Consider the following 25,998-nt stretch of genomic DNA (forward strand, 5'->3'; position numbering starts at 1 on the left):
GTTATAAAAGGAGTCTGCCTATGCATCTAGAGCGAATTGAAATTTCCGGATTCAGAGGAATCAAACGTTTATCGCTCGCTTTTGATGAACTCACCACATTGATCGGTGAAAATACTTGGGGTAAGTCCTCATTGTTGGACGCCTTATCAGTAGTGCTACCAGCCAACGGTGTACCTTATCAATTTGAAATGCAAGATTTCCACGTCGATTACTCTATCGCTCATCCTCAAACTCAGCATTTACAAATTGTCTTAAGCTTTGTTTCTACAGACAAAAATGAATCTCGATCCGGCCGTTATCGTAAGCTGAGGCCGATTTGGGTTGAAGATGAAACGGGTACGAAACGGATATTCTATCGCATCAGTGCCACTCGTGAGCGATATGATATTACCACTCGCTACCTGTTTTTAGACCTCGAAGGCAATCCACTACCGCTGCATCATTCCGAAAAATTAGCGCAAGAGCTGATGAGCTTACACCCAGTGATCCGTTTGAAAGATTCACGGCGTTTCGAGCGACCTTTCGTCAATGGTAACGGTAAAAATTCTCGCGCCGAAAAACGCATTGATAATACCTGTCGTCGTTTACTGGCCATTCCTGGACATGTCAACAAAGGCGAGATGAGAAGTAGCCTTAACTCAATGAATGTATTAGTTGATCACTATTTTTCATTCAAAAGTCAGACACGTAAAAACCCAAGACAGCAACGTGACAGCTTAGTCTATTCCAGCCCAACCGCCGATAAAAACATAAGCCAATTTGTTGAAGAAACTAAAAATAAGCAAACTCGTTTGCTGTTGATGGGCTTACTCAATGCTTATCTGCAAGCCAAAGGCCCAACTGACCTACGACGTTGCGCTAGGCCGCTGCTGATTATCGAAGATCCCGAAGGTCGATTGCACCCTACTCATCTGGCGCGCGCTTGGAGTTTACTTCAACTATTACCCATGCAGAAAATTCTCACAACGAACAGTGGTGATCTGCTTGGCTCTGTTCCCCTTCATTCGATTCGGCGTTTGGTGCGTACTTCTGACCGTACCATTGCAAATTCGATGGTCTCCCGTGGATTGAGTAAGGACGAACTACGACGTATCGGTTTTCATATCCGTTTTCATCGCTCAGGGGTGCTTTTTGCTCGCTGCTGGTTATTGGTTGAAGGAGAAACTGAGGTGTGGCTGTTTAGTGAGCTGGCTCGCCAGTGTGGCTATAACCTAGCCGCCGAAGGAGTACAAATTGTCGAATTTGCTCAATCAGGTCTGAAGTCCTTAATTAAAGTGGCGAAAGCGTTTGGCATTGATTGGCATGTCGTGACTGATGGCGATCCCGCTGGCAAAAAATATTCGTCAACGGTACGCGGTATGTTAACAGGTGATCAAGAACGGCACCGCCTGACCGAACTTCCCGATCGAGATATCGAACATTTTTTGTACTCTCATGGCTTTGAACATTTCTTCAAAGATTTGATTAAAATACCTTACGATCATCCAATCCCTGCGAAAAAAGTGGTCACACGTGTGCTGAAAAAACACGCGAAACCTGATTTGGCGCTTGCCATCGTTTCCCATTGTGAACAACAAGGTGTGGACTTTATTCCTGTACTGCTGCGCTGGACACTAAAACGCGTGATTACGATGGCCAATGGCCACACGTAAAGGCACACATGATTATGTGCCTCGTATCATTTCCATTTCGCTATATGTGACTAATCTTATATTGAATGGGTATATCAACAATTTTGATGAATCGATACGGATCAATTGGGGTAACCTTTACCAATGCGGATTTCACCAACATTAGCCTTAAACACAAATTAACAAGTTGAGGATTTAGAACGCGTTTCAACAGTTGCGCTATCGCTCAACGTTGGCTGGTTAGATCGTTGATGCAACCACATACCACTTGTTTTCATCGCAAAGCCAAAAATGCCACCTAATAGAAGTGATGGAATAACTAGTTGCCAATCACCACCAGCAGCAAAAGTGGCACAAGCGCCAATAAAGGTTCCAGGGATATAACCAAGCCACGCTTTCGACGCTTGAATGCACATTAAAAATGCCACTACCGCAGTGACAACGTAACACAAAATATCCAAGCTCACCAAGCTGGATGAATGAATAATGACCATTGCCCAAAAAACGCCACTGATATTAGTTATCAAACTTTCTGCAAGACCTTTAATACCCTCGGTTGGAGAGGCAAAATAACTCGTACATCCTAAAAAGCCAGCCCATGATAGTAAGCCTAACGAAACGGCTATCCAGCCCCAAACACCAGAAAGAATGCCTGTCGTTAGTGAAATTGCAAATAGTGTGCTCATAGCGCCCTCATTTAGCCGCTATCTGCCTGTCATTTAACAAGCCGTTGCTATAGCGACATCAATAAATCAAGTGCCGATATTAAAAGCTTCAACCACGGATGACTAGTGACCTAAGTCATGAAATAAATGCAATGACTGCACTTATTTCATTGAAATGTTGACGCAAACGCTAAATCAACACATTTGAAGTGCTTTTTAATCAAGCATGAGCGTTAGATTAGGTGATGAGGGTGTGTAGCATGATGCTAAATGCGAACACTCAACAGCTTCACTTATCACACCCCATATTGAGAAGTAACAAAGTAAATCATAACCAAGATTAACAAGCTTAAAGTACGCTTGGTCGTCCTTTCATCATGCGCAGTCCTTCACGCTTAATGCACTCAACCAACGGGTTTTCAGCCATATCTGCTCGCCAAATAAACGACAACGTTCTTTCCATATTCAGATCAGGCACATTGAGCGCTACCAGTTGGCCATTCTCAATAAAGCGTTCTACATCGAGGTAAGGTAAACAAGTTAAGTACGGACCATTCGCAACCATACTGCGTAGCACAGGAACATGTTCGTACTCTCGCCACACATCTAAATCGGAAATAAGATGGTGAATCGAGCTATCAAAAATATTTCGAGTGCCAGAACCGTGTTCTCTTAACACCCATTTGGCTTGTTCAAGCTGTGCAAGACTCACCGTTTTACATTTGGCAAAAGGATGATGAGCCGAAGCTATCACTGTTAGGTGATCTCGACACCACACTTCTTGGGAAATACGGTTATCATCGCATCGACCTTCAATGATACCAAGGTCATATTTGTAGTCGAGGATGCCATCGATCACCCCTTTGGTGCTTTTCACACCAAGCTCAATACGCATCTCTGGGAAATCGTTATCAAGAATGCTGATAAGGTCTGGAACGAGGTGCTCGGCAGGGGTCTGGCTGGCCCCCATACTGATTTCACCGCTAAGCAAGTGCTGATCATAAAAGCCCATTTCGATCTGCTGAGCATCTTGTAATAAACGCTTCGCTTTCGGCCTAAGCCACATTCCCCAATGAGTTAATGCCATCTGCTTTCCTTGTCTTTCGAACAAAGGGCGACCTAACATTTTTTCCAATTGTGCTAGCGACATGCTGGTCGCGGATTGAGTTAACGCTAATTTATCCGCAGCTTGACTGACGCTGCCACTATCGGCAACAGCATCGAAAACTGCTAATTGTTTGAGTGAATACCGCACTGCTTTTCCTATTTAGCTTTCATCTACTGCGCGCCACACCTTTAATTTCAAGGGAGTTAATATGCGCAAACGGTTTCATTCTACTCTTTCATTTATTCATATCAATTCATTTGATGAGTAATCTAAAAATTATCAATTTTACTACTTCATGAACCGTTCGTTAGTCTGTATGGGAAGCAAGGCATGACGCTTTGTTTGAACTTGGGAGGTAATTATGAAATTGAGCTTTGGGAGCGTGTATGTCAGCAGCCTACTCTGAAAATAAACAGCTGTTTTCACCGATTGAGATGATGGCAGAAGCCGAGAAATTTGCATTAAGCAAAGCCAAGAAAAGTAGCGGTATGACACTGAGCCTTGCCATTATGGCTGGTGCTTTTATCGGCTTAGCATTTTTGTTCTACATCACTGTCACGACAGGCAGTGCTAACGCAGGTTGGGGGCTCAGTCGGTTAGCGGGTGGTTTAGCCTTTAGCATGGGGCTGATTTTAATCGTGATTTGTGGCGGTGAACTGTTTACCAGTTCCGTATTGTCGAGCATTTCTTGGGCCAATAAACAAATCAGCTTTAGCAAAATGTTATCCATTTGGGGCAAGGTTTATATCGGTAACTTCATTGGTGCCATGTTCTTACTGCTTTTAGTTACTGGGGCTGGTCTCTATCAGTTGGATGATGGTCAATGGGGTTTGAATGCGCTGAACATCGCGCAGCACAAACTGCACCATACACCTGTTCAAGCATTTTCTCTTGGGGTGCTATGTAACTTACTGGTTTGTCTTGCTATTTGGTTAACGTTTAGCTCAGCCAATGCAATGACCAAAGCCGCAATGACAATTTTGCCTGTGGCGATGTTCGTCTCTAGCGGCTTCGAGCACTGCGTAGCCAACATGTTTATGGTCCCTTTAGGCATTGTGATTCAAAACTTTGCACCAGAGAGCTTCTGGCAGCAGATCGGTATCAGTGCCACTCATTACGCAGATTTGAACATTCATCAATTTGTGGTGGCAAACCTTATCCCAGTGACTTTGGGCAATATTGTCGGCGGTGCTGTGTTGGTTGGTCTCGCCAACTGGTCTATTTTCCGCCGTCCACAACTTAAAGCCGCAAACATTAGCACTATTACGGAAACAGCAACAATTACGTCAGTGAAGGAAACGAAAATGAATAAAACAATTACAGTTAAAGATATTATGAACACCCAACCTGTAACTCTAGGCGTGGAAATGCCAACCGCAGTAGCGATTGATATGTTGCTGGATAACCAGCTCGATAGTGCTCCTGTGGTTGATGTGGCTGGTCGTTTGGTCGGATTTTTCTCAGCTCACGATGTCATGGTGGATTTATGGTGCCAAGACTACCTCCCTACCGAAGGGCAAAAAGTGGTGGATCTTATGAGCCGCGATGTTATCGCCATCGATGCATCTGACCGTCTGATTGATATCGCCGAGTTTTTATGCATCGATAAAGAACAGTTATACCCTACTAGCAGCATGGGTATTGCTACCCGTTTTAGCTCACTCTCTTTAGAAGAGCGCGCAAAAAGCATGAAAGTGAACAAACCACAAAATCTCCCCGTCCTTGAAGATGGCAAGTTTGTCGGTATGCTAACTCGTAACCATGTACTGGCAGCACTACGTCCAATTTATGGCGAGCGTCTAAGCGTGGTCAAAGAGCGTACGTTAGAAACGGCTTAACACGTTGTTTTGTTCAAAACGGTTTTTGGTCAGGAAATAAGTCGCTTGACTAAAAAGCAAAGACCCCGCATTGCGGGGTCTCTTTGATTCATCTATTTCGCTTGTTACTATCCCTGACGCCACCAGCGTCCGACGCATGGGTTTTCAGGATCAAGATATCGATTCAATAACGTTAAGTTGCTGTCGAACAAAATGAGATAAGGTTGAATCTCACTGACACTTAACGCCCCCTTTGTGGCATTGATACACTGCATCAATAAATCCGTAAGGCAGCGAACAAAAACCCACTTTGGCTTGTCTGCGATTTTATGGTTGATCGCTAAAATAGCCTCATATGCGATTTGGTAGGGAATGGCTCTCACTTGCGTGAGATCGCGCAAAAATGAGCCCGCCACAACACCTTCAAGGTAGACACGGTAAGTCGTTAGTTGATCGGCCAATAGAAACAGTTCCGCGGCTAAATGCGTATAAGGGTATTTCACCGCTAGGTGATCGTGCAGATCCGGTGAAATAGCCAGCGTGATCTCCATCATTTCACAGCGTTGTTTAAGCACTCGCAGTAACCCTTGCTCATCCATTAATTGCTGAATTTCAAAAATACGCTGCAAGTGATAGTCGTTAGAAATGAAAGTGACAGGTAGTATTTTTTGCGTGTCAATGCCACCGTTTTTTTGCAGCTCTAACGCGACGTTCTCGATATTTTCCACTGTGCTGGTCGAGTGTTCTTCCAGCAAAATGCGGTTATTCGAAAGTGACACATTGAGCCGAGTAAGCTCCGATTGAAGGTAATGATACATAGCCTTCGCTTCAGAAATCTGTTGCCCTAGCGTGAGCCCACCACATAAAGCAATGACACTATGATCGATGTCATGACGTTGTAACGCCTTAACAAGGCCATCAACACGGCTACGCCCTTCTAATGTTAATTGCTGATCAACAAGTCGTTTACCTAATACGATATAAAGATGCTCGGCTACCATCGTTATTTTTCTCTCTCCATTCCAGCCACCATAAAACTTGTGTCATAGCAATCGACATCAAGAAAGCAGCAGTATTAAAACGTATGGTTTGGTAACACGTAAATACTCCTACATGTGCATAGTGCTTGAGTCAAAAAATAAAATAAACAATCACTTTTTAAACATTACTCAAACGATAGCCACGCATTAGAAATGCTCGTGTATAAAGTAAGGTTTCTGCGATAATTGTTTCAATTTATTTATAACTACCGATGATAAAATCCACAGGAATAAACTCTAAAAATCCACTGCATGGAGAGATTAATATGTGGAATAAACTCAATAAATCAATGATGTTCTGCCAAATGATGTTTGGCTTATCATTTTACGGGGTAATGGTTATCCTAACCCGTTTTTTTCTAGAAGATTTGGATTATAACGAAGCCGATACCATGATGGTGGTAGGAGCATTTTCATCCATTGGCCCCCTTTTTGCGATCGCTGGTGGTTTTATTGCCGATAAGTTCCTTGGCGCTTATCGTTCATTAACCATTGCCTACGGCGCTTTTGCTCTTGGTTACACGCTACTGGTGCTGGGTGCCTCAACAACCAACGTCGCGATGGCATTAGCAGGCATCGCTTTAGCGAGCTACGCACGCGGATTAATGTCTCCTTCTTACCCCAGTTTATATAAACGCACTTTTAGCTCCCAAGAACATTTTGAAAACTGTTACCCTGTCAATTATTCGGTAAACAATGTGGGGGCATTACTTGGCCAATATTTATTCCCGATGTTTGTTTTAGTGATCGGTTTTCACGGTAGCTTTATGCTCTCAGCCATTTTGGCAGCGTTCGCCTTTGCCACTTTAATTGTGTTTAACAAATCCTTAGTGAATGCTGCAGCTGAGATTGATCAAGCTCCCGTAAGCGTGAAAAACTGGCTCGCCTTTTGTGCAGTATCGTGCGCGATGGTTGGGCTAGTTTTCTTCATGTTTTCTAATATGGACATCGGTCAAAACATCGTTTATGCCATTGGTGCGGCTGCCATTTTTTACTTCATCTTTTTGATGTTTAAAGCGAATCGATCCGATACCTTGAAAATGGGCACTATTCTTATCATGACGGTGCTCACCACCTGTTTCTTTGTCTATTACGGGCAAATGATGACCTCCATGACCATGGTAACCATCAATACGATGCGTGGTGACTTATTTGGATTAATCCCAATCGCTCCTGAAGCATCAATGGCGATGAACCCACTGTGGTGCATTGTTGCTGGGCCTGTCATTGCTATGACTTTCTCTTCACTGGAAAAGCGAGACATTAATTTTTCAACAGCCACTAAAATTGGCTTTGCATTCATCTTTACCGCCATTGCATTTGGCATCTTAACCATGGCAGTCATGAATATTGGTGCTGATGTTGTCATCAGACCAGAAGTCTTTTTGATGATCCACTTCTTCCAAGCTTTTGCGGAAGTCATTGTTGGTAGTTTAGTAGTAGCCTTCATTTTGTCAGTGGCTCCCAAGCACATCGAAAACTTTTCGGTTAGCCTCTTTTCAGTCGCCATCGCCTTAAGCGGCATTGTGGGTGCGGTGTTCTCAACCTCCATCGCATTAGAAAAAGGTCAAGTGATCAGTCAGCATATCGTCCAAAGCGTTTATGGCGACTACTTTAAAATGCTCACGATCTTAGCCGTAGTGATGGTAGCAGTGGCCATCGTTGCTTCATTGGTTGTTCGAAAAATGCTTGAAGCATCAAAAATGAACGAACGGGATGAACTTGCAGAAGTTGCACCTAACGAAGTTTAAACATCAGCAAAATGTGAGCATTATTAAGCCTCATACCATTATGCGTATGGGGCTTTTTATCTGCAAAGTTACATATTCCCATCTCTTCAAAGTAAAATAACGTAAATGATAGTTATTATCATTGAATCAATTGAGCACTCAGTTTAAGGTTATACCTACAAAAGACAAAACGGTAATCTAGAGAATAATGAAAAAAGAAACAGAACCTAAACGCTCTTTCTATCCACTCACGGTTGTGGGTAGTCAGCAGATTTCGCCTTCCCTGCAACGCATTACGTTACAGGGTGACTCAATTGAGCATTTTACACTTGAAAACGAAGGCGATTATATCAAGCTGTTGTTTAGTGAAGATGGTGGCACTGATTTGTCACGGTTAACCCCTGATCAGCGCCCAGTAATGCGCACTTATACCATTCGAAGCTTTGATGCGACCAACAATCGCATTGAAATCGATTTTGTACGGCACGAAGCGGAAGATAAGCAGTGCGGATTTGCAGTCAGATGGGCGATGCATACGGCCATTGGTGATACGATTTCAATCGCTGGCCCAGGTAAAGCTCAAGGGTTAAATCCCAATGGGAAATGGTTTTTCTTAGCCGCTGACATGACCGCGATCCCTGCTCTTGCAGCTCAATTAAAACGCTTACCGCGTGATGCAAAAGGTTATGCAGTAATTGAAATTGAGCATGTGGATGACAAACAGGCACTACAGGCTCCGGAGAACATAGAGATCTCTTGGGTAGTGAAAGACAGCAGCACCAATTTGGCGACTTCGGTTATCGAGAAAAATTGGCTGGGTGAGAATGGCTCGGTATGGTGTGCGTGTGAATTTGATACCATGCGCGCGCTAAGAGAGTATTTTCGCAATGAAAAAGAGATAGCCAAAGACTATATTTATATCAGCAGCTACTGGAAACGTGGCGTCAGTGAAGATGGGCATAAACAGCTCAAACAAACGGATGCACAAACTCAGTCATAAACAGCAATAACACAGTAAAAAGGTGACTTAATAGAGGTCGCCTTTTTCATTGAATGCGCTCAATTTTCAACGAACATAGCTTTAACAGACCTAGCTTTAACGGACCTAGTTTTAATGGACCAAGCCTCAGCGGGCCACGGTTAGCTTGGCTAACGACTCAATACAAATCGCGTCATGTCGCCAGTATTCGATGCCACAATCGATCAGTTCACCCTGTTGATTATAATTAATACGCTCAACGACCATCGCCGGAGTGCCTGATGTAGCGCGTAGCGCTTGCGCCATATGACCAAGCAAAGAGCTAGTGGTAATTCGATAACGAACTGTTTGATACTCCACGGCAAAATGGTCGCGATAAATATCCGTCAGTGATTGAGACAAATCGAAAGTCAGCAAGTTGGGAAACAATTCAGGGCGCACGTAATTCGTCACATAGACCACGGGGCGATCTTCTAAATAACGCACACGATCAATTTGGTAAACATCCGAAAACGGCTTCAATCCCAATAAGAGCGATGCTTGTTTATTGGCTAATAGCGCTTTTGCCATCATCAGTTCCGTTTTTGGTACTCGGTTTTGTGCTAAAGCCATGTTGGTAAAATTCAGGGTTTGGGTTGGGTCGTAACGTATCGGCTCGGGAGAAATAAACCAACCTCGCCGATCTTCTCGGTAGATCTTGCCGTCCGCTTCCAACAGAGACAACGCCTCACGCAGGGTCACGCGTGTGGTATTAAACGACTCTGCAAGTTTTCGTTCAGAAGGTAATTTTTGACGAGGGGCAAGCATGCCAGCATCGATTTGTTCAACAATCACATCTTTAATTTTTACGTACTGCACAACATCCACTCCCAGCCTAAATACGTGCATGCCAAATTCATAACAAACTGATACCGTATTATTTGCATTCTATGTCGAACAAGATTAATGTCATAGCCTGAATCGCAATAACATTGACGCTAATTTTTATACCGCCTAGCTTTTGGGCGGTATTTCTTTTTGGAGTATTAAAAATGTCAAACTTAGCACCTGTCTTAGTTTCAAGCCTTGATATGGACAGAATATCCGCATTACTGGATGGCATGCCTAAACTAACGCCAGAGTTAGAAAAGCTCGAAGCTGAGTTGGATAGAGCCACCATTGTCGCCCCACAAGAGATGCCAAATAATGTGGTGAGCATGAATTCGACCGTACGCTTCAAGTTTATCGACAGTGATGAAGTGATAGAAAAAAATCTTGTGTATCCGCATGAAGTGAAAAGCAGTCAAGATATCTCTGTTTTTGCCCCAGTAGGCAGTGCATTGTTGGGCCTAGCTGTTGGTCAACAGCTAAGTTGGCCAATGCCAGGTGGTAGAGAAAGAGTGATTGAGATTCTTGATGTAGTTTATCAACCTGAGCGTGACGGTGAATTCAACCGCTAACGAATCGATTTGTTGGTGTGGAGGTCGATATCATCACTCCACACCCCAAACCACACCATTGTGAATAATTATGCGACCAAAATATCTTTAAGCTCGTGCAATGAACGCACATGGTAGTGTGGCTCAATGCCATCAACAGCACTTGCGCCAGTAGAGTTTAGCCAACAGGTTTCAATACCAAAATTTAAGCCACCTAGAATATCGGAATGCGGGTTATCTCCTACCATCAATACACGATTTTTAGCAGGGTTGCCCATTTTGTCTAACGCGTAGGCAAAAATCCCGTGATCGGGTTTCGCTACACCAACCTCTTCTGAAATAATCACGTAGTCAAAGTATTCACTCATCCCCGTTCTTTGCAAACGAATCGCTTGAAGTTCGGTAAAACCATTAGTAATGATGCCAAGTTTCGCTCGACCTGTAAGGGCATCCAATAACTCTTTTGCTCCTGGTAGTGGAGTGCAGATATCAGCCATGGCTTCAAGAAATGCGCTGTTTAATTCCGTGGTTGTCGTCGCGAGCTTTTCTGCCCACTCTGCAAAACGAGTATGCTTCAACTGCGCCGCCGTGATATCACCATTTTGGTAATCGACCCACAGTGGTTTATTAACTTCTTGGTACTGCGCAAAATCTTGTTCAGTAAACAACACTCCTTTGCGCTCAAACATCAGCTGCATACCTTTGAAAGCATCAAAATGAAACAAGGTCTCGTCAGCGTCAAATAAAATCCAGTCGTACTTCATGATCTCTCCTCATAATGTTCGGGCTAGTTTAGATTGTTTTTAGTTAAATGATAATCTCTATCAGAAGAAACTTTTAAAATTCAATGCGATAACGAATCTAATCGTCCCTGTAATAAAAAACCTTTTCTTATGCTTAATATTGCAAATTATGATGCTTTTTCAGCTTCGTTAACCATAGAAAGCGCCAATGCTTCGGCCGCTTTAATACCATCAATGCCTGCTGATAAAATCCCGCCAGCATAACCTGCACCTTCACCTGCCGGATAAAAGCCTTTCAGGTTGATGCTTTGGAAATCTTTACCCCGTTTAATGCAAATAGGTGATGACGTGCGAGTTTCTACTCCAGTTAACAAACCATCCTCAGAGGCAAATCCTTTGATCTGCTTATCAAACGCAGGGATCGCTTCACGAATGGCTTCAATGGCAAAATCAGGCAACGCTTTTGAAATATCTGTCAACTTGATGCCGGGTGTAAAAGAGGGTTCGACATCACCTAACGCACTCGGATCACGACCTTGTAAAAAGTCACCAATTTTTTGTGCTGGCGCATCGTAGTTTTCGCCGCCAAGTTGATAAGCTCTTGATTCAAGCTCACGTTGGAAGCGCACGCCCGCTAGCGGATCACCGGGATAATCACGTTCAGGATCAATACCCACAACAATCGCACTGTTAGCATTACGTTCTGCGCGAGAATATTGGCTCATGCCATTGGTCACAACGCGCCCCTCTTCAGAAGTAGCCGCCACTACCGTGCCACCGGGGCACATGCAGAAGCTATAAACAGTGCGGCCATTCTTACAGTGGTGAACCAATTTGTAGTCCGCCGCGCCAAGAATGGGGTTACCCGCATTCGAACCAAAACGCGCTTCATCAATCATTGATTGTTTATGTTCAATACGGAACCCTACTGAAAAGGGTTTGGCTTCCATATAAACTCCACGTTCATTCAGCATTTCAAAGGTATCACGTGCGCTATGGCCGACCGCAAGGACAACATGACGCGTTTTAATTTCCTCACCATTTGACAGCGTAAGCCCGGTAATTTGCCCTTCTTCGATGTGAATGTCATCAACACGAGTACTAAAACGAATTTCACCGCCTAATTCGATGATTTTGGCACGCATTTTTTCAATCATGGTCACCAATTTGAACGTGCCAATGTGCGGTTTGCTCACGTACATGATTTCAGCAGGTGCGCCCGCAGCGACAAATTCTGTAGTGACCTTACGACCATAGAAGTTAGGATCTTTCACTTGGCTATAGAGTTTTCCATCAGAAAAAGTTCCCGCTCCACCTTCGCCAAACTGCACGTTAGATTCAGTATTCAATGTACGTTTACGCCAAAAACCAAAGGTATCTTTGGTGCGTTCGCGCACTTCTTTACCACGCTCGACAATGATTGGGTTAAACCCCATTTGAGCAAGAATCAGTCCTGCGAATAGACCACAAGGGCCAAAGCCTATCACCACTGGGCGATCAGTAAGATTCGCTGGCGCTTGAGCAACGAATTTGTACTCCATATCCGGCGTCACTTTCACATGCGGATCATCAGCAAACTGAGCAAGCAACTCTGTTTCATTCTCCACGCTCACATCTAGCGTGTAAATCAGCATGATTTTCGTTTTCTTACGAGCATCGTAGCCACGTTTAAACATATTGAATGAAAGAACTTGTTCATCAGCAATACCAAGTTTTTCAGTAATAGCAGCAAAAATTGCCCCCTCCTCGTGGTCCAAAGGAAGTTTAATTTCGGTTAAACGTATCATGTCGGTGTCTCGTTTTAGTCGGTGTCTTAGCCAAAGCCGCAAGCGGCCCGCTCACAATGGCGCGCATTTTACGGGAAATGGCGTTATCTGTCATACTAAATCCCGAATTCATCACACGTTACACTAGATATTCATAGCGTTGGATGTTGAAATTTAACTTGGGATGCGTATTATCCCCATTCTTCATTTTTGACTAACTAAGAGCTGATCATCATGGCGTTTGTCGTAACGGATAATTGCATCCAATGTAAATTTACTGACTGTGTCGCGGTATGCCCTGCAGATGCCTTTCACGAAGGCCCCAATTTTATGGTGATCAACCCTATTGAATGCATTGATTGCGGTTTATGTGTTCCTGAATGTGCAGCTCAAGCTATCTTTCAAGAAGATGAACTCCCAGAAGATCAGAAGATTTACATCGAACTCAATGCTGAGCTTGCCGATATATGGCCGGTGCAAACCGAAGTCAAACCAGCCATGGATGATGCTGAAAAATGGAATGGCGTGCCAAACAAACTGGGGATGTTAGAGAAGTAGTCTTTTCTTCTTATAACTAGCGTTATAAAAAAAGCGCAAACACGGCATCCGTTATCACGCTTTTTGACGACAATCCAAAGCAACAACTTTTAAGCTTTACTTATTGACCGAGTGATCTTAGTTTGATCTAGTGATGTTGGCGGCGCAGGTTATCCAAAATAATACCCGTAGCCATTGCTACGTTAAGTGACTCAGCTCCCCCGAAGGCGGGAATGGTGATTTTGTCGGTAACATATTGAGCCGCTTCGGCACGAATACCATGCGATTCACTGCCCATCAATAAAATCCCTTCAGCTGCAAATTTCGTATGATGTACGCTCTCACCTTCTAAAAAAGCCCCATAAACAGGTAGATTTGAACTCTGTAAATACGCACCCAAATCCACTTGGCTCACCGTAACACGCCCAAAGCTACCCATGGTGGCACTGATGGTCTTTGGATTGTATGGATCGGCGCAATCGTGGCTAGCGACAATGTGTTTAATGCCATACCAATCAGCAACACGGATAATCGTCCCTAAATTACCGGGGTCAGAAACACCATCGAGAGCGATCATCAATCCTTTCGCTTCAGGCACCGTCACTTCGGGGATCTCAACGACGGCGATTGCCGCATTATTGCTCACCAAGGTGCTGGCTTTGGTTAAGTCATCTAATGTGGCCTCAATGCATTCAAAAACACTAAGCTCAACGCGGTTTTGTGCGATAAACTCCGCAGTGGCAAAAACCTGCTTCACCGTCAGTTGGCTGTTAATCAATTCCAACACGTTCTTTTCGCCTTGCACTAAAAACAGGCCATGAGCTTTGCGCTGTTTCTTTTGGCCTAAAGCACGAAGTAGTTTCAGTTGGTTTTTTGAAATCATAAAATATCCGCAGTGAGGTAAGGTTGGCCTAGTAAAAACGCCGCATTATAGAGTAAAGGCCGTCAGAGCTAAAGCAGTGTAAGTCGAGTTTCAATACCATATGTTCAGTTACTAACAAACAAGGAAATCCATATGAAACGTTTTCTTCCCTCTTCCGTTATGTTAACCCCCTTTGTCGTCAAGCATTATGATCAACAAGATAGTGATCAACTTGAAGATGATCATCATAAAGAGCCCAACGACAATGACACAAAAGAGAACGAAGAATCGAGCTAAAAGCTCAGACATTAGTTTATAATCCACTCATTAAATAACTTTACAACCCATTTTTTGACGTTATTATCGCGACGCAAACGTTTTCCCAACCCGTACAATACTAAATAATGAGGGTTTTATGCTGCCTGATATTGAAATTTGCCGCGCCACTTCATTAACCTCCATAGAGGCTATCGCTAACAAAGCAGGATTCACCGCCAGCGAATTCCACAGCCAAGGCCGCTTTAAGGCCAAAATTTCATTAAGTTGCCTTGAACGTTTGCAAACACAAACGGTTGGAAAGTTAATCCTTGTGACTGCCATTACCCCAACGCCATTAGGGGAAGGAAAAACCGTCACGACCATCGGCCTATCACAAGGAATGGCAAAATTGGGGCATTCGGTGATGGCATGTATTCGTCAACCCTCAATGGGACCAATCTTTGGTGTTAAGGGCGGAGCCGCTGGCGGCGGTTATTCACAAGTGGCACCAATGGAAGAGCTCAATTTGCATCTCACTGGCGATATCCACGCCGTCACAGCGGCGCATAACCTAGCGGCAGCGGCGATAGATGCCCGGATCTATCACGAACAGCGCCTTGGTTATGACGATTTCGAGCAACGCACCGCAATGAAAGCACTGCGTATCGACCCGAATAATGTGGTTTGGAAGCGAGTGATGGATCACAACGATCGCGCATTGCGCATGGTTACCGTTGGCCGAAATGAAACGGATAAATCAATCAATGGCTTTGAGCGTGAAGATGGTTTTGATATTTCAGCGGCTTCTGAGCTGATGGCGATTCTTGCATTAGCCAAAAACTTAAACGATCTGCGTCAACGGATTGGGCGGATTGTCGTCGCCTATAGCCACCACGGTACACCGATTACCACTGAAGATTTGCAAGTCGCTGGGGCGATGGCTGTCAGTATGAAAGAGGCGATTGAACCTACATTAATGCAAACGTTAGAAGGCGTACCGACACTGATTCACGCCGGGCCTTTTGCCAATATCGCGCACGGTAACTCTTCTATTATCGCCGATGACATCGCCACAAGGTTAGCCGAATTTACTGTAACAGAAGGCGGCTTTGGCTCTGATATGGGATTTGAAAAGGCGTGCAATATTAAAGCCGCGACATCTGGGAAAGCGCCAGATTGCGCCGTTATCGTCACCACACTTCGCGGCTTAAAAGCGAACTCTGGTCTGTATGAATTGCGTCCCGGCCAGCCAGTTCCCGACACTCTATTTCAGCCAGACCATGCCGCGTTGGTGTCCGGTTTTGAAAATCTCAAATGGCATATTGAAAATGTGAGTAAGTATGGAATACCCGCCGTGGTTGCCATTAACCGCTTTCCACAAGACAGCCAAGAAGAGCTTGAGCAGCTCGCCATGATGATTCACGCACTACCTTATCAGGTGGAGGTAGCACTGAGTGAAGGTTTTGCTCTTGGAGGCGAAGGGACGACTGAGCTTGCTTCCAAAGTCATTAAGCAGTGTCAAAAAGTGAGTACGTTCACACCGTTATACCAAGCACAGCAGACGATCGAAGATAAGATCAACGCCGTGGCGAAAAAGGGCTATGGCGCGGCAAGCGTTACTTTTAGTGATAAAGCACGACGTCAAATGCACAACATGCAAGAGCAAGGTTACGGGAAGCTTGCTGTCTGTTTGGCGAAGACGCCGCTTTCAATTTCAACCAACGCTGCGATTAAAGGTGCACCAAAAGGTTTTGATGTACCGATTCGCGAATTAAAGCTCTGTGCGGGTGCTGGCTTTATCTATGCGCTATGCGGCAACGTGATGACCATGCCGGGTCTTCCTGAAAAACCCGCCTTCATGTATTTAGATATTGATTCTAAAGGAAATATTATCGGCCTAACCTGATATTATTGTTCGAAATTAACCTTTCTGAGCACAAATCTTCGGGCTCAGAAAGGTTTTCTTCACGCTATTTGTTTTCTTTCTCTGTAATTTTTTGCGCTTTTCACCGTTCTTTACCAGTATCAATAAAAAATAAGTAAGGTCGGTTATGAAACGTTTTACTCCCTTTATATTCTCAATAGCGCTTATTGTGCCTATTCTGTTTTCGCTATTTAGCCAAGCAGAAAGTCAGCCTAAAGCCATGCCCAGCATTGGTAATCAGCAAATCGCGACATTAGCTGGGGGCTGTTTTTGGTGTACAGAATCTGATCTTGAAAAACTCAACGGTGTCATTAGCGTTGTCTCTGGTTATGCGGGTGGCAGCCTTGAAAACCCTACCTATAAACAAGTCTCATCAGGAAAATCGGGCCACATTGAAGTGATTCAAGTGACCTTTGATCCGCAAGTTGTCAGCTACGAAAATGTATTGGATCATTTTTTCCGCCACATTGATCCGACGGATGATCAAGGCTCGTTTGTTGATAGAGGCCCACAGTATCGGCCTGCCATTTTTTATCACAACAGTGAACAAAAGCAGACCGCGCAGCGTTTTATGCAAGAAATCGATGCGCTAGGGATCTTCAAAAAGCCGCTCAAAACAGAGCTTATTCAATATAGCCAATTTTGGCCTGCTGAAGAGTACCACCAAGACTTTTATAAAAAGAGCAAAGTACGTTACACCTACTATCGTCATGCTTCCGGACGTGACCAATATCTTGATACCATCTTCGGTAAAGATCGTAATGAGCATCCAAAAACCTTACGTCAATTGATCGAAGCGCAAAAAATGCAAAACAACGTTAAGGCATACTCCAAACCTTCGAATGAAGAAATACGCGCCAAATTGACTGATTTGCAATATTACGTGACGCAAGAAGAAGGTACTGAACGCGCATTTAACAATGAGTATTGGGATAACAAAGCCGATGGTATTTATGTCGATGTGGTCAGCGGAGAGCCATTATTCTCTTCTACCGACAAATACCGTTCTGGTACAGGCTGGCCCAGTTTTACTCGGCCAATTAATGAAGCGTATATTGCGACCAAAAGCGATTCTCGGCTTTTTTATACCAGAACCGAAGTGCGCAGCCGTTTTGCAGATTCTCACCTAGGCCATGTCTTTGAGGATGGACCAGCACCAACCGGCTTACGCTACTGCATGAACTCTGCCGCGATGCGATTTGTACCAAAAGAGGCGATGCAAGCTGAAGGCTATGGCGAGTACTTGGTTCTGTTTAAATAAAATTTGGTTCTGTTTCAATAAGGCGTGCGTGGTAAAACGAAAAAGCCCTCGACTTCACTTGCGAGGGCTTTTTTAATTGATCAACGTTAATCGATGGACTCAACTGAGATTCGATTAATGTAAACCATGGAAAAATTCGGCGCGGGTGGCAGGGTTAGATTTAAAAATACCGCCTAATGCTGTGGTGGTCGTTTCACTGGTCGCATCCATAACACCACGTGACTTAACGCAGTAATGAGTGGCATCAATAGTGACTGCGACATCGTCTGAACCGAGTAAGGTTTGCAAAGCCACCAGAATCTGCTGTGTCATTCGCTCTTGAACTTGGGGGCGCTGAGCAAAAAAACGTACAATACGGTTAATCTTAGAAAGACCAATTATCTTGCCTCTTGGGATATACGCCACCGCGGCTTTACCATCGATAGTCACTAGGTGATGCTCACAGGTACTGGTTACGGTAATCTCTTTTACGCGCACCATTTCACTGACGTTCATCTTGTTTTCGATCACAGTAATTTTGGGGAAGTTTTGATAATCAAGGCCAGAAAACACTTCATCCACATACATTTTCGCAATTCGATGGGGTGTCTCTTCTAAACTGTCGTCGGTCAAGTCAAGACCGAGTAATGTGAGGATCTCACGCATATGGTGTTCGATTTTTTCTTTCTTTTCTTCACGAGTAACCTCATTTGGACGCATAGGCGTTTCCAAACCTCGGCTCTCTAGCGCATCTTTGACCAACTTTGCTGATTCGCTAAGACCTAGCATTCCGATTCCTCTTACTTTTTACCCCTTTCGGATGGCAGACAAGGATACTCGGAATTTTGAATAATTACATCCATATTTTAAGGATGGTCATTATTGCCCGTAAGCAATGTATGATAAAGTCCTCGCAAAGAAAAAAGCTATAGGAACCGACCATGGGCTGTTGTGATTCACCGGGCTTAATGCCTATCGAACGAGCGTTAGAGACAATGTTAGCGAATATCAAACCCATCCAAACGACGCTGAAACTACCGCTAGCCGACGCATTAGGCTATGTGTTGGCTGAAGAGTTACTCTCACCCATTTTTGTGCCGCCTTTCGATAACTCAGCGATGGATGGATACGCTATTCGATTAGCTGATCTGCAACAGTCAACCACCCTGCCGCTGGCTGGCAAATCTTTTGCCGGTCTTCCATTTGAAGGGCCGTGGCCAGCCAACAGTTGCGTGAGAATTATGACTGGCGCGAAAATTCCAGCTGGTTGCGACGCGGTGATCATGCAAGAGCAAACGACCGAAAACGAAAATGGTATCTGCTTTCTACAGCCGAATGCGAAGCCTCAGCAAAATATTCGCCCCACTGGTGATGACATCAAACAAGGCGATGTAGTGCTACATAAAGGGGCTCGCTTGACTTCGCGTGATATCCCAATGATTGCCACACTCGGCATCAGCCATGTGACCGTTTTTCGTAAACCCAAAGTGGCCTTTTTCTCAACTGGAGATGAGCTAAAACCACTCGGTGAACCTCTTGCTGAGGGGCAAATCTATGACAGCAATCGTTATGGCATTAAACCATTAATTGAGAATTTTGGTTGTGAAGCGATTGATCTTGGGATCATTGCTGATTGCCCTGCCACTTTAAAAGCTACCTTTGATAAAGCTCAACATTTGGCCGATGTGGTTATTACTTCTGGCGGCGTAAGTGTAGGCGAAGCTGACTATACCAAAGATATTTTGCAAGAACTCGGAGAAATCGGTTTTTGGAAACTGGCAATAAAACCGGGCAAACCGTTTGCATTTGGAACATTAGATCATGCTTGGTTCTGTGGCTTACCTGGCAACCCCGTCTCAGCCGTATTAACCCTATACGTCTTGGTGCAACCTATGCTGGCTAAATTGGCTGGACACACTCAGTGGAAAGCACCGGAGTCCATTCCAGCCATCACTAAAAATGCCTTTAAAAAATCACCGGGCCGTACTGACTACCAACGCGGTATTTACACAATTGAAAATGGCCAGTTTGTTGTTGAAACTACCGGAAATCAAAGTTCGGGAGCATTTCGTTCGATGAGCCTCGCCAACTGTTTTGTGGTGTTAGAGCAAGATCGTGGCCGAGTGGAAGTGGGCGAAACCGTCAATATCCAACTTTTTAATCCCAGCTTGTACTAAGGATCACTATGGAGATCCTATCTGATCAAGAGCTACTGCGCTACAACCGACAAATCATTCTCAAACAGTTTGATTTTGAAGGACAAGAAGCACTTAAACAAAGCTCTATTTTAATTCTTGGCGCAGGAGGATTGGGCTGCGCTGCAAGCCAATATCTTGCCACGGCAGGTGTTGGTTCACTCACGCTCATCGATGATGATGTGGTTGAGCTCTCTAATTTACAGCGCCAAGTGCTGCATAGCGATGCCGATATTGGACGTAAAAAAGTGGACTCAGCGGCAGAGTCACTGCGTATGCTTAACCCGTATTTAACGGTAAATACCGTTGATCAACGCCTTGAAGATGCACAATTGAAAGCATTAATTGAACAGCATTCTTTGGTGCTGGATGCATCAGATAACCTTGATACTCGTAACCAATTGAATAAAATCTGCTTTCAAACTAAAACACCACTGGTATCTGGTGCCGCGATTCGTATGGAAGGGCAAGTCAGCGTGTTTATGTATCAGCACCCAGACGAGCCCTGTTACCAATGTTTAAGCGCTCTTTTTGGTAGTAACGTACTCACTTGCGTCGAAGCGGGCGTAATGGCCCCTGTCGTCGGGATTATTGGCGCGGTACAAGCGATGGAAGCGATCAAAGTGATCGCTCAATATGGGCAGGTAAAACAAGGCAAAATTTTGATGTTGGACGCTCTTTCAATGACGTGGAGAGAAATGAACTTAATCAAACTCGCTCACTGCCAGACTTGCCAGTAAATGAACGACAAAGACTCAATAATGTCTTTCTCGTTCGTCCACCGCATCAGCCCACACAATAGGAGAGTTAAACTCATGTCACCACTCGTCTCCCCCCAATGGCTAGCACAAAAGTTAGGCGACCCGCGCACCGTTATTCTTGATTGCAGTATTGAATTCCAAATTCCCAGTGAAACTGAGAAAGATACTCTGCATAACATTCCCGGCGCTCGCCGCTTTGATTATGATGGTGAATTTTGTGACCTACAATCGCCACTACCTCATATGATGCCTAGTGAAGATCGCTTTAACCAATTAGCACAATCGATCGGTTTAAACCACGATTCGATCGTCGTTGTCTATGACAATAGCGGGACGTTTGCATCACCGAGGGCATGGTGGATGCTCAAAGCGATGGGACATGCGTCGGTATACGTTCTTGATGGTGGATTAACCGAATGGAAACGCCAAGGTTTACCCGTTGTAAAAGAGTACACACATGCCTTTAAACACGGAAACTTCCATGGCACGCTCGATCCTCGCTATTTTGTGAACGCAGACTATGTGCTTGCACAAATAGAGAACCCAGAGAGCTTAACTGTTGATGCCCGTTCACAAGCTCGTTTTTTGGGTCAAATAAAAGAACCAAGAGAAGGCGTACGTAGCGGCCATATTCCTCACTCTATTTGCTTACCTTTTACAGAGTTGATGAATGGGCATAAGCTTAAATCACCGCAAGATCTACAACCTATTATGCAAGCAACGCTGACTGCTGGAAAAGAGCAATACATTTTCAGTTGTGGCTCAGGCGTAACCGCCTGCATTGTGCTGCTGGCTGCGCAAATTTGCGGCTACGAAAAACTGTGCGTTTACGATGGTTCGTGGACAGAATGGGGGCAGCGCACTGAGCTGCCTATTGAGCTTTAGTCTCTGAATCAAATCCCCATCATTGTGGGGATTTGATCATGTTTTACAAAGCGTGCTATTTCAACTCATCAGCCATTGCTTTGATCAATTCATTTGAAGGATCACCTGAAAGTTCCCATGTAAAAATTCCCCCTAGCTTCGCTGATTTTGCCCATTTGGCTTTGGCGCGCACTGAACGTTCATCTTCATACGAGATAAATACTTTCTTTTCTGCATTCCATAAATATGGTGCTTGCGATTCTTGATCGTAACCATATTGATACCCTTGTGCCGCGCGATAATTTTTCATCAAATCCCAGAACATGAAATAGCCATTTTCACCGGTCCCAAACGGCGCTCCCTGCTCAGACACGAGATCAGCCGTAGGCAAACCACCCTCATAATCTTGAGTGCCTTGCCAACCACGTCCATAAAACGCCGCGCCGATAACCAATTTCTCGCTTGGTATACCCAATTCGATCATTTGATTGATAAACACATCGGCTCCCATTCCCCACCAACTGCGATCCGTCGCATGTAAATTGGTTAAATGGCCCGTTTGCGTTCCCCAACCACCCAGAAAATCATAAGTCATCGCAAACATATTGGTTAAATAAGGGGATACGGCGGGCCAATCTATCTGAGCCGCTTTCGCTCCAACACCAACAGCAGTAGAAAGTTCATAGTGGCGAGCCGTCTTTTTACTCAACGCATCCAAATCAGCACGTAATGTTTTCATCAGCTCGGTATAGGCCTGTTTTTCTGCTTCTTTTTGTTCGTCGGTTAATTTCGTATCCGGATTCCAAGGCGAAGTAGTTAAACCGCCACCACCCGGATATTCCCAATCGATATCGATACCGTCAAAAAAGGCGTACTGCTCTATAAGTTCAACCGCTGTTTTGGAAAAATGCTTGATCGTAGCAGGATCTTTTATCATTGCGTGGAACGGTTCAGACATTGTCCAGCCGCCAAATGAAGGCAGAATCTTAAGCGTCGGATAGTCTTTCTTCATTTGTGCAAGTTGAGCGAAGTGACCTTTGTAAGGAACTGGTACATTGACTACGCCAAACTCTTTTTCTAGTGCGGATTTAGTATCAACAACAATCGCACTAAATGGTGCTTTTCCTTCACATTGCTTAGCGATTTGCTTTTGTACGGTTTCACTGGCTCCAGAATGGGGGCCACACATACTCAAAAAGGCGTAAATAACATGAGTCAAGTTCTCTGCTGGAATATCTTTAACGGTGTAGGGGTTTTGCTCATTTTCATATTGCCAATCAGCAAAGTAGCCCGCCACGACGGGTTTGGTTGTCTCTGCAGCGGCGTTAAATGACGCAACAACGAGAAGGGCGATCATCAACTTGTTCATAAGTTTCTCCTTGGGTTTGCGTCAATACAGCAGAGAAATATATTTTAAGTTTAAAAATAATCAGCCAATGCGAGCCAAACTCAGATCTTAAAATCACGTTACAGTTATTGCAGATTAATTTATGAGCCTAAATTCACTAACCTGAATCCACTAACCAATGACGGTTTGTATCTGCTCATCTAAATTCAATACCGTTAACGCGTTGCTTACGCTGGTGGCAATCACATCAATTGCACCGGTGCGTAGCGCCCCAAGCAGCGCTAAAGGTTTGCTGTTTTCAGCCGCGATAGCGATCACCTCAGCAATCGGTCGAAATTCGTCAATCCCTAACCCAATAACACGATCGCTCATCACCGTATTGGCAGCTTTACCGTGGATATCAAAAAAATCATAACCAGCGAAATCCCCCACCACACCTTGCTGTAAACGCGACTGCACCACTTCATCGGCGGTAAACCAACCGAGATCGACCATGTAGCTGTTTTCACTCATATCCCCAATACCCACTAACGCAATGTCTGCCTTACGTGCTAAATCTAAGGTTTGTTTGACGGTTGCATTTTGCATAAACGCCAATTTTTGTTCGCGATTTTCAGCATAGGCAGGCGCATAAAGCGTTTCAGAGCTTCCACCGTATTTTTTGGCCAGTTGCCGACAGATATGATCCGCATTAAACATCCCACCTCTTGGGTGAATGCCACCAATACTACAGACAAACTTACACTCTCGTGGTGTGATCACGCCAATATGATGCGCAACGGCCGATACATTTCGGCCTTGACCAACGGTCACAACCATGCCGTTTTTTAGCGTACTGGTCAGGTAATTGGAAACCAACCCCGCCACTTGTTGGCGCTGCAACTCTTCGCTAGGTTGATCAAGTGCAACCAGCGCACGTTTTACGCCAAAGCGTTCAATCAGTCGCTGCTCAATTTTGGCGCTAAAAACAGGGTGATATTTCACCGTAATTTCGACAATCCCTTCATCGCGTGCCTGTCTAAGCATTCGCCCTACTTTGGCTCGTGAAAGAGAAAACTTTTTCGAGATCTCTTCTTGAGTTGCACCATCTTGGTAATAAGCCACTGAAATTTCAGTTAATAAGTCAGTATTTTCGATAGAAATGTCTTGATTGGGAGTGGTCATACGGGATCTCATGGTCAATATTGTGCGCAGAATAACGACAATTGAGCATTTGCTCATTGACCTAGCATAGGTTAAGCCTCATTTACTTTGCAACATTTGCTCACGGAAATTACATTTTCTCACTCTAATCAATGCACAGTAACGTTCGCTTTCAACCCTTGATAAATCTAAGCAAACGTTTATTTACCAGTGCTTAGATTAATTCACAAAAAAATAGTTGATTGATATCACTATAACCTCAGAACAGCGATTGACTTTCCCAGTGGATAAGATAAATATGGCTACATCATTTACTCAACGATCGAGCAAATGTTCAACGCAAATGTTCGGTCGCTGGAAATAATTGAGTTAGCTTTTCTGGCATGTGTAAGACATGATTATGTGATTGCTAACCCGCTTGCAAATGCCCAGCAAACTCAAAATCTGGCTTGGCCCAAAGAAATAGGATGATCGATATGAGCAATAAATTAGAGCAACTTCGTAAAATGACGACTGTTGTTGCTGACACTGGTGAAATTGACGCAATCAAAAAATACCAACCAGAAGATGCGACCACTAACCCATCTCTCATTCTTAAAGCGGCTCAAATTGCAGAATACGCGCCACTGATTGATGCTTCTATCGCATACGCAAAAACACAGAGCTCAGACAAGGCTCAACAAGTTCAAGATACTTGTGACATGCTTGCTGTCAATATCGGTAAAGAGATCCTAAAAACGATTCCGGGCCGTATTTCTACCGAGGTCGATGCTCGCCTCTCTTATGATATGGAAGGTAGCGTGACAAAAGCGCGCCAACTGATCAAAATGTACAACGATGCTGGCATTACTAACGACCGTATTTTGATCAAGCTGGCTTCAACTTGGGAAGGTATTCGCGCAGCAGAGATCCTTGAAAAAGAAGGCATCAACTGTAACCTGACTCTATTATTCTCCTTTGCTCAAGCACGCGCGTGTGCAGAAGCAGGCGTATTCCTGATTTCTCCATTCGTCGGCCGCATTATGGATTGGTATAAAGCCAAAGAAGGCCGTGATTTTGCACCGCAAGAAGATCCTGGTGTATTGTCCGTGACTGCTATTTACAATTACTACAAAGAACATGGCTACAAGACAGTCGTTATGGGCGCAAGCTTCCGTAATATCGGTGAAATTTTAGAGCTAGCAGGCTGTGATCGTTTGACTATTGCCCCTTCTTTACTGGCAGAACTCGAAGCAGCTGAAGGTGAAGTGGTTGAAAAACTGGTTGACTCTCAAGGTAACAAAGAACGCCCTGCAGCAATGACCCATGCAGAGTTCCTATGGGAACATAACCAAGACCCAATGGCCGTAGAAAAATTAGCGGAAGGCATCCGTAACTTTGCCATTGACCAAGGCAAACTTGAAGTCATGATTGCAGCCAAGTTGTAATCCACTTACGAATTAAAATTTGGGGAACGATTAACGTTCCCCTTTCCTTTCTAACTCTATTATTTGTCGGTAATTATTATGGAACGTAAACAATTAGCCAATGCCATCCGTGCTCTTAGTATGGACGGTGTTCAACAAGCTAACTCTGGTCACCCTGGTGCACCGATGGGTATGGCGGATATCGCTGAAGTGCTTTGGCGTAGCCACTTAAACCATAACCCACAAAACCCACAATGGGCTGACCGCGACCGTTTTGTGCTGTCAAACGGCCACGGCTCAATGCTGATTTACTCTTTATTGCACCTGAGCGGTTACGCGCTGTCGATTGATGATTTGAAAAACTTCCGTCAATTGCACTCAAAAACACCGGGTCACCCAGAATACGGTTACGCGCCGGGCATTGAAACCACCACGGGCCCACTAGGCCAAGGTATTACCAATGCGGTCGGCATGGCGATGGCTGAAAAAGCACTGGCGGCGCAGTTCAACAAACCGGGTCACGACATCGTTGACCACTTCACTTATGTGTTCATGGGTGATGG

23 protein-coding genes and 1 pseudogene are annotated in these 25,998 nt (G+C 44.5%); 14 read left to right on the forward strand and 10 right to left on the reverse strand.

Translation table 11 applies throughout. The features are described 5' to 3' along the window. Positions 1-20 precede the first annotated feature (20 nt). The gene (locus AACT23_RS06085; RefSeq protein ID WP_094127244.1) at positions 21-1,652 is read left to right on the forward strand and encodes an ATP-dependent endonuclease; all 1,632 of its coding nucleotides are present in this window, start codon (positions 21-23) and stop codon (positions 1,650-1,652) included. Positions 1,653-1,810: 158 nt separating this feature from the next. Here the strand turns inward: AACT23_RS06085 and AACT23_RS06090 are convergent, their stop codons facing one another. Both AACT23_RS06090 and AACT23_RS06095 read right to left on the reverse strand, forming a co-directional pair. Beyond that, complete coding sequence (locus tag AACT23_RS06090; RefSeq protein WP_094127246.1) at positions 1,811-2,317, reverse strand: DUF1097 domain-containing protein; 507 nt, start codon at positions 2,315-2,317, stop codon at positions 1,811-1,813. Between the two features lie 328 nt (positions 2,318-2,645). Continuing rightward, positions 2,646-3,551: a LysR substrate-binding domain-containing protein gene (locus AACT23_RS06095; protein ID WP_013867825.1), complete on the reverse strand. Its 906-nt coding sequence runs from the start codon at positions 3,549-3,551 to the stop codon at positions 2,646-2,648. A gap of 239 nt (positions 3,552-3,790) precedes the next feature. On the opposite strand from AACT23_RS06095, the gene focA reads away from it, so the two are divergent. After that, entirely contained in the window at positions 3,791-5,242 is a 1,452-nt protein-coding gene (gene focA, locus AACT23_RS06100; protein WP_094123444.1) for a formate transporter FocA, read from the forward strand. 107 nt (positions 5,243-5,349) lie between these two features. Here the strand turns inward: focA and AACT23_RS06105 are convergent, their stop codons facing one another. Continuing rightward, positions 5,350-6,222: a YdcF family protein gene (locus tag AACT23_RS06105; RefSeq protein WP_094127248.1), complete on the reverse strand. Its 873-nt coding sequence runs from the start codon at positions 6,220-6,222 to the stop codon at positions 5,350-5,352. 305 nt (positions 6,223-6,527) lie between these two features. Here AACT23_RS06105 and AACT23_RS06110 point away from each other — a divergent pair, with 305 nt between their 5' ends. Both AACT23_RS06110 and AACT23_RS06115 read left to right on the forward strand, forming a co-directional pair. After that, positions 6,528-8,012 carry a peptide MFS transporter gene (locus tag AACT23_RS06110; RefSeq protein ID WP_094127250.1) on the forward strand — a complete coding sequence of 495 codons (1,485 nt, stop codon included), beginning with the start codon at positions 6,528-6,530 and terminating at the stop codon, positions 8,010-8,012. A gap of 187 nt (positions 8,013-8,199) precedes the next feature. Then, on the forward strand, positions 8,200-8,991 hold the full coding sequence (locus AACT23_RS06115) for a siderophore-interacting protein (RefSeq protein WP_094127252.1): 792 nt from the start codon (positions 8,200-8,202) through the stop codon (positions 8,989-8,991). Positions 8,992-9,117: 126 nt separating this feature from the next. Here AACT23_RS06115 and phnR read toward each other — a convergent pair whose 3' ends face one another. Beyond that, positions 9,118-9,828 carry a phosphonate utilization transcriptional regulator PhnR gene (gene phnR / locus AACT23_RS06120; RefSeq protein ID WP_026027711.1) on the reverse strand — a complete coding sequence of 237 codons (711 nt, stop codon included), beginning with the start codon at positions 9,826-9,828 and terminating at the stop codon, positions 9,118-9,120. A gap of 173 nt (positions 9,829-10,001) precedes the next feature. Between phnR and rnk the strand changes: the two genes are divergently transcribed. Beyond that, on the forward strand, positions 10,002-10,409 hold the full coding sequence (gene rnk / locus AACT23_RS06125; protein WP_026027712.1) for a nucleoside diphosphate kinase regulator: 408 nt from the start codon (positions 10,002-10,004) through the stop codon (positions 10,407-10,409). A gap of 68 nt (positions 10,410-10,477) precedes the next feature. On the opposite strand, the gene yjjG is transcribed toward rnk, so the two are convergent. After that, entirely contained in the window at positions 10,478-11,152 is a 675-nt protein-coding gene (gene yjjG / locus AACT23_RS06130; protein ID WP_094127254.1) for a pyrimidine 5'-nucleotidase, read from the reverse strand. Positions 11,153-11,298: 146 nt separating this feature from the next. Further along, a complete protein-coding gene (locus AACT23_RS06135; protein WP_094127256.1) occupies positions 11,299-12,918 on the reverse strand; it encodes an NAD(P)/FAD-dependent oxidoreductase in 1,620 nt (539 codons plus the stop codon). 213 nt (positions 12,919-13,131) lie between these two features. Here AACT23_RS06135 and fdxA point away from each other — a divergent pair, with 213 nt between their 5' ends. After that, on the forward strand, positions 13,132-13,455 hold the full coding sequence (gene fdxA / locus AACT23_RS06140; protein ID WP_010318513.1) for a ferredoxin FdxA: 324 nt from the start codon (positions 13,132-13,134) through the stop codon (positions 13,453-13,455). Between the two features lie 127 nt (positions 13,456-13,582). Here fdxA and AACT23_RS06145 read toward each other — a convergent pair whose 3' ends face one another. Continuing rightward, positions 13,583-14,317 carry an RNA methyltransferase gene (locus tag AACT23_RS06145; RefSeq protein ID WP_094127258.1) on the reverse strand — a complete coding sequence of 245 codons (735 nt, stop codon included), beginning with the start codon at positions 14,315-14,317 and terminating at the stop codon, positions 13,583-13,585. A 132-nt stretch (positions 14,318-14,449) separates the two neighbouring features. Here AACT23_RS06145 and AACT23_RS06150 point away from each other — a divergent pair, with 132 nt between their 5' ends. From AACT23_RS06150 to msrB, 3 genes are all read left to right on the forward strand, one after another. After that, entirely contained in the window at positions 14,450-14,593 is a 144-nt protein-coding gene (locus tag AACT23_RS06150) for a hypothetical protein (RefSeq protein WP_013867835.1), read from the forward strand. Positions 14,594-14,711: 118 nt separating this feature from the next. Further along, entirely contained in the window at positions 14,712-16,460 is a 1,749-nt protein-coding gene (locus tag AACT23_RS06155) for a formate--tetrahydrofolate ligase (RefSeq protein WP_064626178.1), read from the forward strand. Between the two features lie 145 nt (positions 16,461-16,605). Continuing rightward, complete coding sequence (msrB, locus tag AACT23_RS06160; RefSeq protein ID WP_094127260.1) at positions 16,606-17,739, forward strand: peptide-methionine (R)-S-oxide reductase MsrB; 1,134 nt, start codon at positions 16,606-16,608, stop codon at positions 17,737-17,739. Positions 17,740-17,853: 114 nt separating this feature from the next. Here msrB and folE read toward each other — a convergent pair whose 3' ends face one another. Then, the gene (folE, locus tag AACT23_RS06165) at positions 17,854-18,507 is read right to left on the reverse strand and encodes a GTP cyclohydrolase I FolE (RefSeq protein ID WP_013867838.1); all 654 of its coding nucleotides are present in this window, start codon (positions 18,505-18,507) and stop codon (positions 17,854-17,856) included. 152 nt (positions 18,508-18,659) lie between these two features. Here folE and moeA point away from each other — a divergent pair, with 152 nt between their 5' ends. The 3 genes from moeA to AACT23_RS06180 are packed head-to-tail and all read left to right on the forward strand — an operon-like array spanning position 18,660 to position 21,559. Beyond that, on the forward strand, positions 18,660-19,895 hold the full coding sequence (gene moeA / locus AACT23_RS06170) for a molybdopterin molybdotransferase MoeA (RefSeq protein ID WP_094127262.1): 1,236 nt from the start codon (positions 18,660-18,662) through the stop codon (positions 19,893-19,895). An 8-nt stretch (positions 19,896-19,903) separates the two neighbouring features. Next, positions 19,904-20,653, forward strand: a complete 750-nt coding sequence (gene moeB, locus AACT23_RS06175; protein ID WP_017045530.1) for a molybdopterin-synthase adenylyltransferase MoeB — start codon at positions 19,904-19,906, stop codon at positions 20,651-20,653. Positions 20,654-20,674: 21 nt separating this feature from the next. Then, positions 20,675-21,559, forward strand: coding sequence for a sulfurtransferase (locus AACT23_RS06180; RefSeq protein ID WP_176428626.1), 885 nt, complete (start codon positions 20,675-20,677; stop codon positions 21,557-21,559). Between the two features lie 55 nt (positions 21,560-21,614). On the opposite strand, the gene AACT23_RS06185 is transcribed toward AACT23_RS06180, so the two are convergent. After that, on the reverse strand, positions 21,615-22,895 hold the full coding sequence (locus AACT23_RS06185) for a glycoside hydrolase family 18 protein (RefSeq protein ID WP_422824461.1): 1,281 nt from the start codon (positions 22,893-22,895) through the stop codon (positions 21,615-21,617). 162 nt (positions 22,896-23,057) lie between these two features. Further along, complete coding sequence (locus AACT23_RS06190) at positions 23,058-24,050, reverse strand: sugar-binding transcriptional regulator (RefSeq protein ID WP_019283151.1); 993 nt, start codon at positions 24,048-24,050, stop codon at positions 23,058-23,060. A gap of 455 nt (positions 24,051-24,505) precedes the next feature. On the opposite strand from AACT23_RS06190, the gene tal reads away from it, so the two are divergent. Together tal and AACT23_RS06200 are read left to right on the forward strand one after the other, a co-directional pair. Then, on the forward strand, positions 24,506-25,456 hold the full coding sequence (tal, locus tag AACT23_RS06195; protein WP_026027792.1) for a transaldolase: 951 nt from the start codon (positions 24,506-24,508) through the stop codon (positions 25,454-25,456). A 75-nt stretch (positions 25,457-25,531) separates the two neighbouring features. Then, a pseudogene (locus tag AACT23_RS06200) lies at positions 25,532-25,998 on the forward strand (transketolase); the annotation flags it as partial.

The sequence above is a fragment of the Vibrio sp. V09_P4A23P171 genome (assembly GCF_963875615.1).
Classification (GTDB): domain Bacteria; phylum Pseudomonadota; class Gammaproteobacteria; order Enterobacterales; family Vibrionaceae; genus Vibrio; species Vibrio anguillarum.

Bases quoted from the DNA above. Each gene is read 5' to 3' on its own strand.
- AACT23_RS06085 (WP_094127244.1), top strand. From the start codon at position 21: ATGCATCTAGAGCGAATTGAAATTTCCGGATTCAGAGGAATCAAACGT.
- AACT23_RS06090 (WP_094127246.1), bottom strand. From the start codon at position 2,317: ATGAGCACACTATTTGCAATTTCACTAACGACAGGCATTCTTTCTGGT.
- focA (WP_094123444.1), top strand. From the start codon at position 3,791: ATGTCAGCAGCCTACTCTGAAAATAAACAGCTGTTTTCACCGATTGAG.
- AACT23_RS06105 (WP_094127248.1), bottom strand. From the start codon at position 6,222: ATGGTAGCCGAGCATCTTTATATCGTATTAGGTAAACGACTTGTTGAT.
- AACT23_RS06110 (WP_094127250.1), top strand. From the start codon at position 6,528: ATGTGGAATAAACTCAATAAATCAATGATGTTCTGCCAAATGATGTTT.
- AACT23_RS06115 (WP_094127252.1), top strand. From the start codon at position 8,200: ATGAAAAAAGAAACAGAACCTAAACGCTCTTTCTATCCACTCACGGTT.
- rnk (WP_026027712.1), top strand. From the start codon at position 10,002: ATGTCAAACTTAGCACCTGTCTTAGTTTCAAGCCTTGATATGGACAGA.
- yjjG (WP_094127254.1), bottom strand. From the start codon at position 11,152: ATGAAGTACGACTGGATTTTATTTGACGCTGACGAGACCTTGTTTCAT.
- AACT23_RS06135 (WP_094127256.1), bottom strand. From the start codon at position 12,918: ATGATACGTTTAACCGAAATTAAACTTCCTTTGGACCACGAGGAGGGG.
- fdxA (WP_010318513.1), top strand. From the start codon at position 13,132: ATGGCGTTTGTCGTAACGGATAATTGCATCCAATGTAAATTTACTGAC.
- AACT23_RS06145 (WP_094127258.1), bottom strand. From the start codon at position 14,317: ATGATTTCAAAAAACCAACTGAAACTACTTCGTGCTTTAGGCCAAAAG.
- AACT23_RS06150 (WP_013867835.1), top strand. From the start codon at position 14,450: ATGAAACGTTTTCTTCCCTCTTCCGTTATGTTAACCCCCTTTGTCGTC.
- AACT23_RS06155 (WP_064626178.1), top strand. From the start codon at position 14,712: ATGCTGCCTGATATTGAAATTTGCCGCGCCACTTCATTAACCTCCATA.
- msrB (WP_094127260.1), top strand. From the start codon at position 16,606: ATGAAACGTTTTACTCCCTTTATATTCTCAATAGCGCTTATTGTGCCT.
- folE (WP_013867838.1), bottom strand. From the start codon at position 18,507: ATGCTAGGTCTTAGCGAATCAGCAAAGTTGGTCAAAGATGCGCTAGAG.
- moeA (WP_094127262.1), top strand. From the start codon at position 18,660: ATGGGCTGTTGTGATTCACCGGGCTTAATGCCTATCGAACGAGCGTTA.
- moeB (WP_017045530.1), top strand. From the start codon at position 19,904: ATGGAGATCCTATCTGATCAAGAGCTACTGCGCTACAACCGACAAATC.
- AACT23_RS06180 (WP_176428626.1), top strand. From the start codon at position 20,675: ATGTCTTTCTCGTTCGTCCACCGCATCAGCCCACACAATAGGAGAGTT.
- AACT23_RS06185 (WP_422824461.1), bottom strand. From the start codon at position 22,895: ATGATCGCCCTTCTCGTTGTTGCGTCATTTAACGCCGCTGCAGAGACA.
- AACT23_RS06190 (WP_019283151.1), bottom strand. From the start codon at position 24,050: ATGACCACTCCCAATCAAGACATTTCTATCGAAAATACTGACTTATTA.
- tal (WP_026027792.1), top strand. From the start codon at position 24,506: ATGAGCAATAAATTAGAGCAACTTCGTAAAATGACGACTGTTGTTGCT.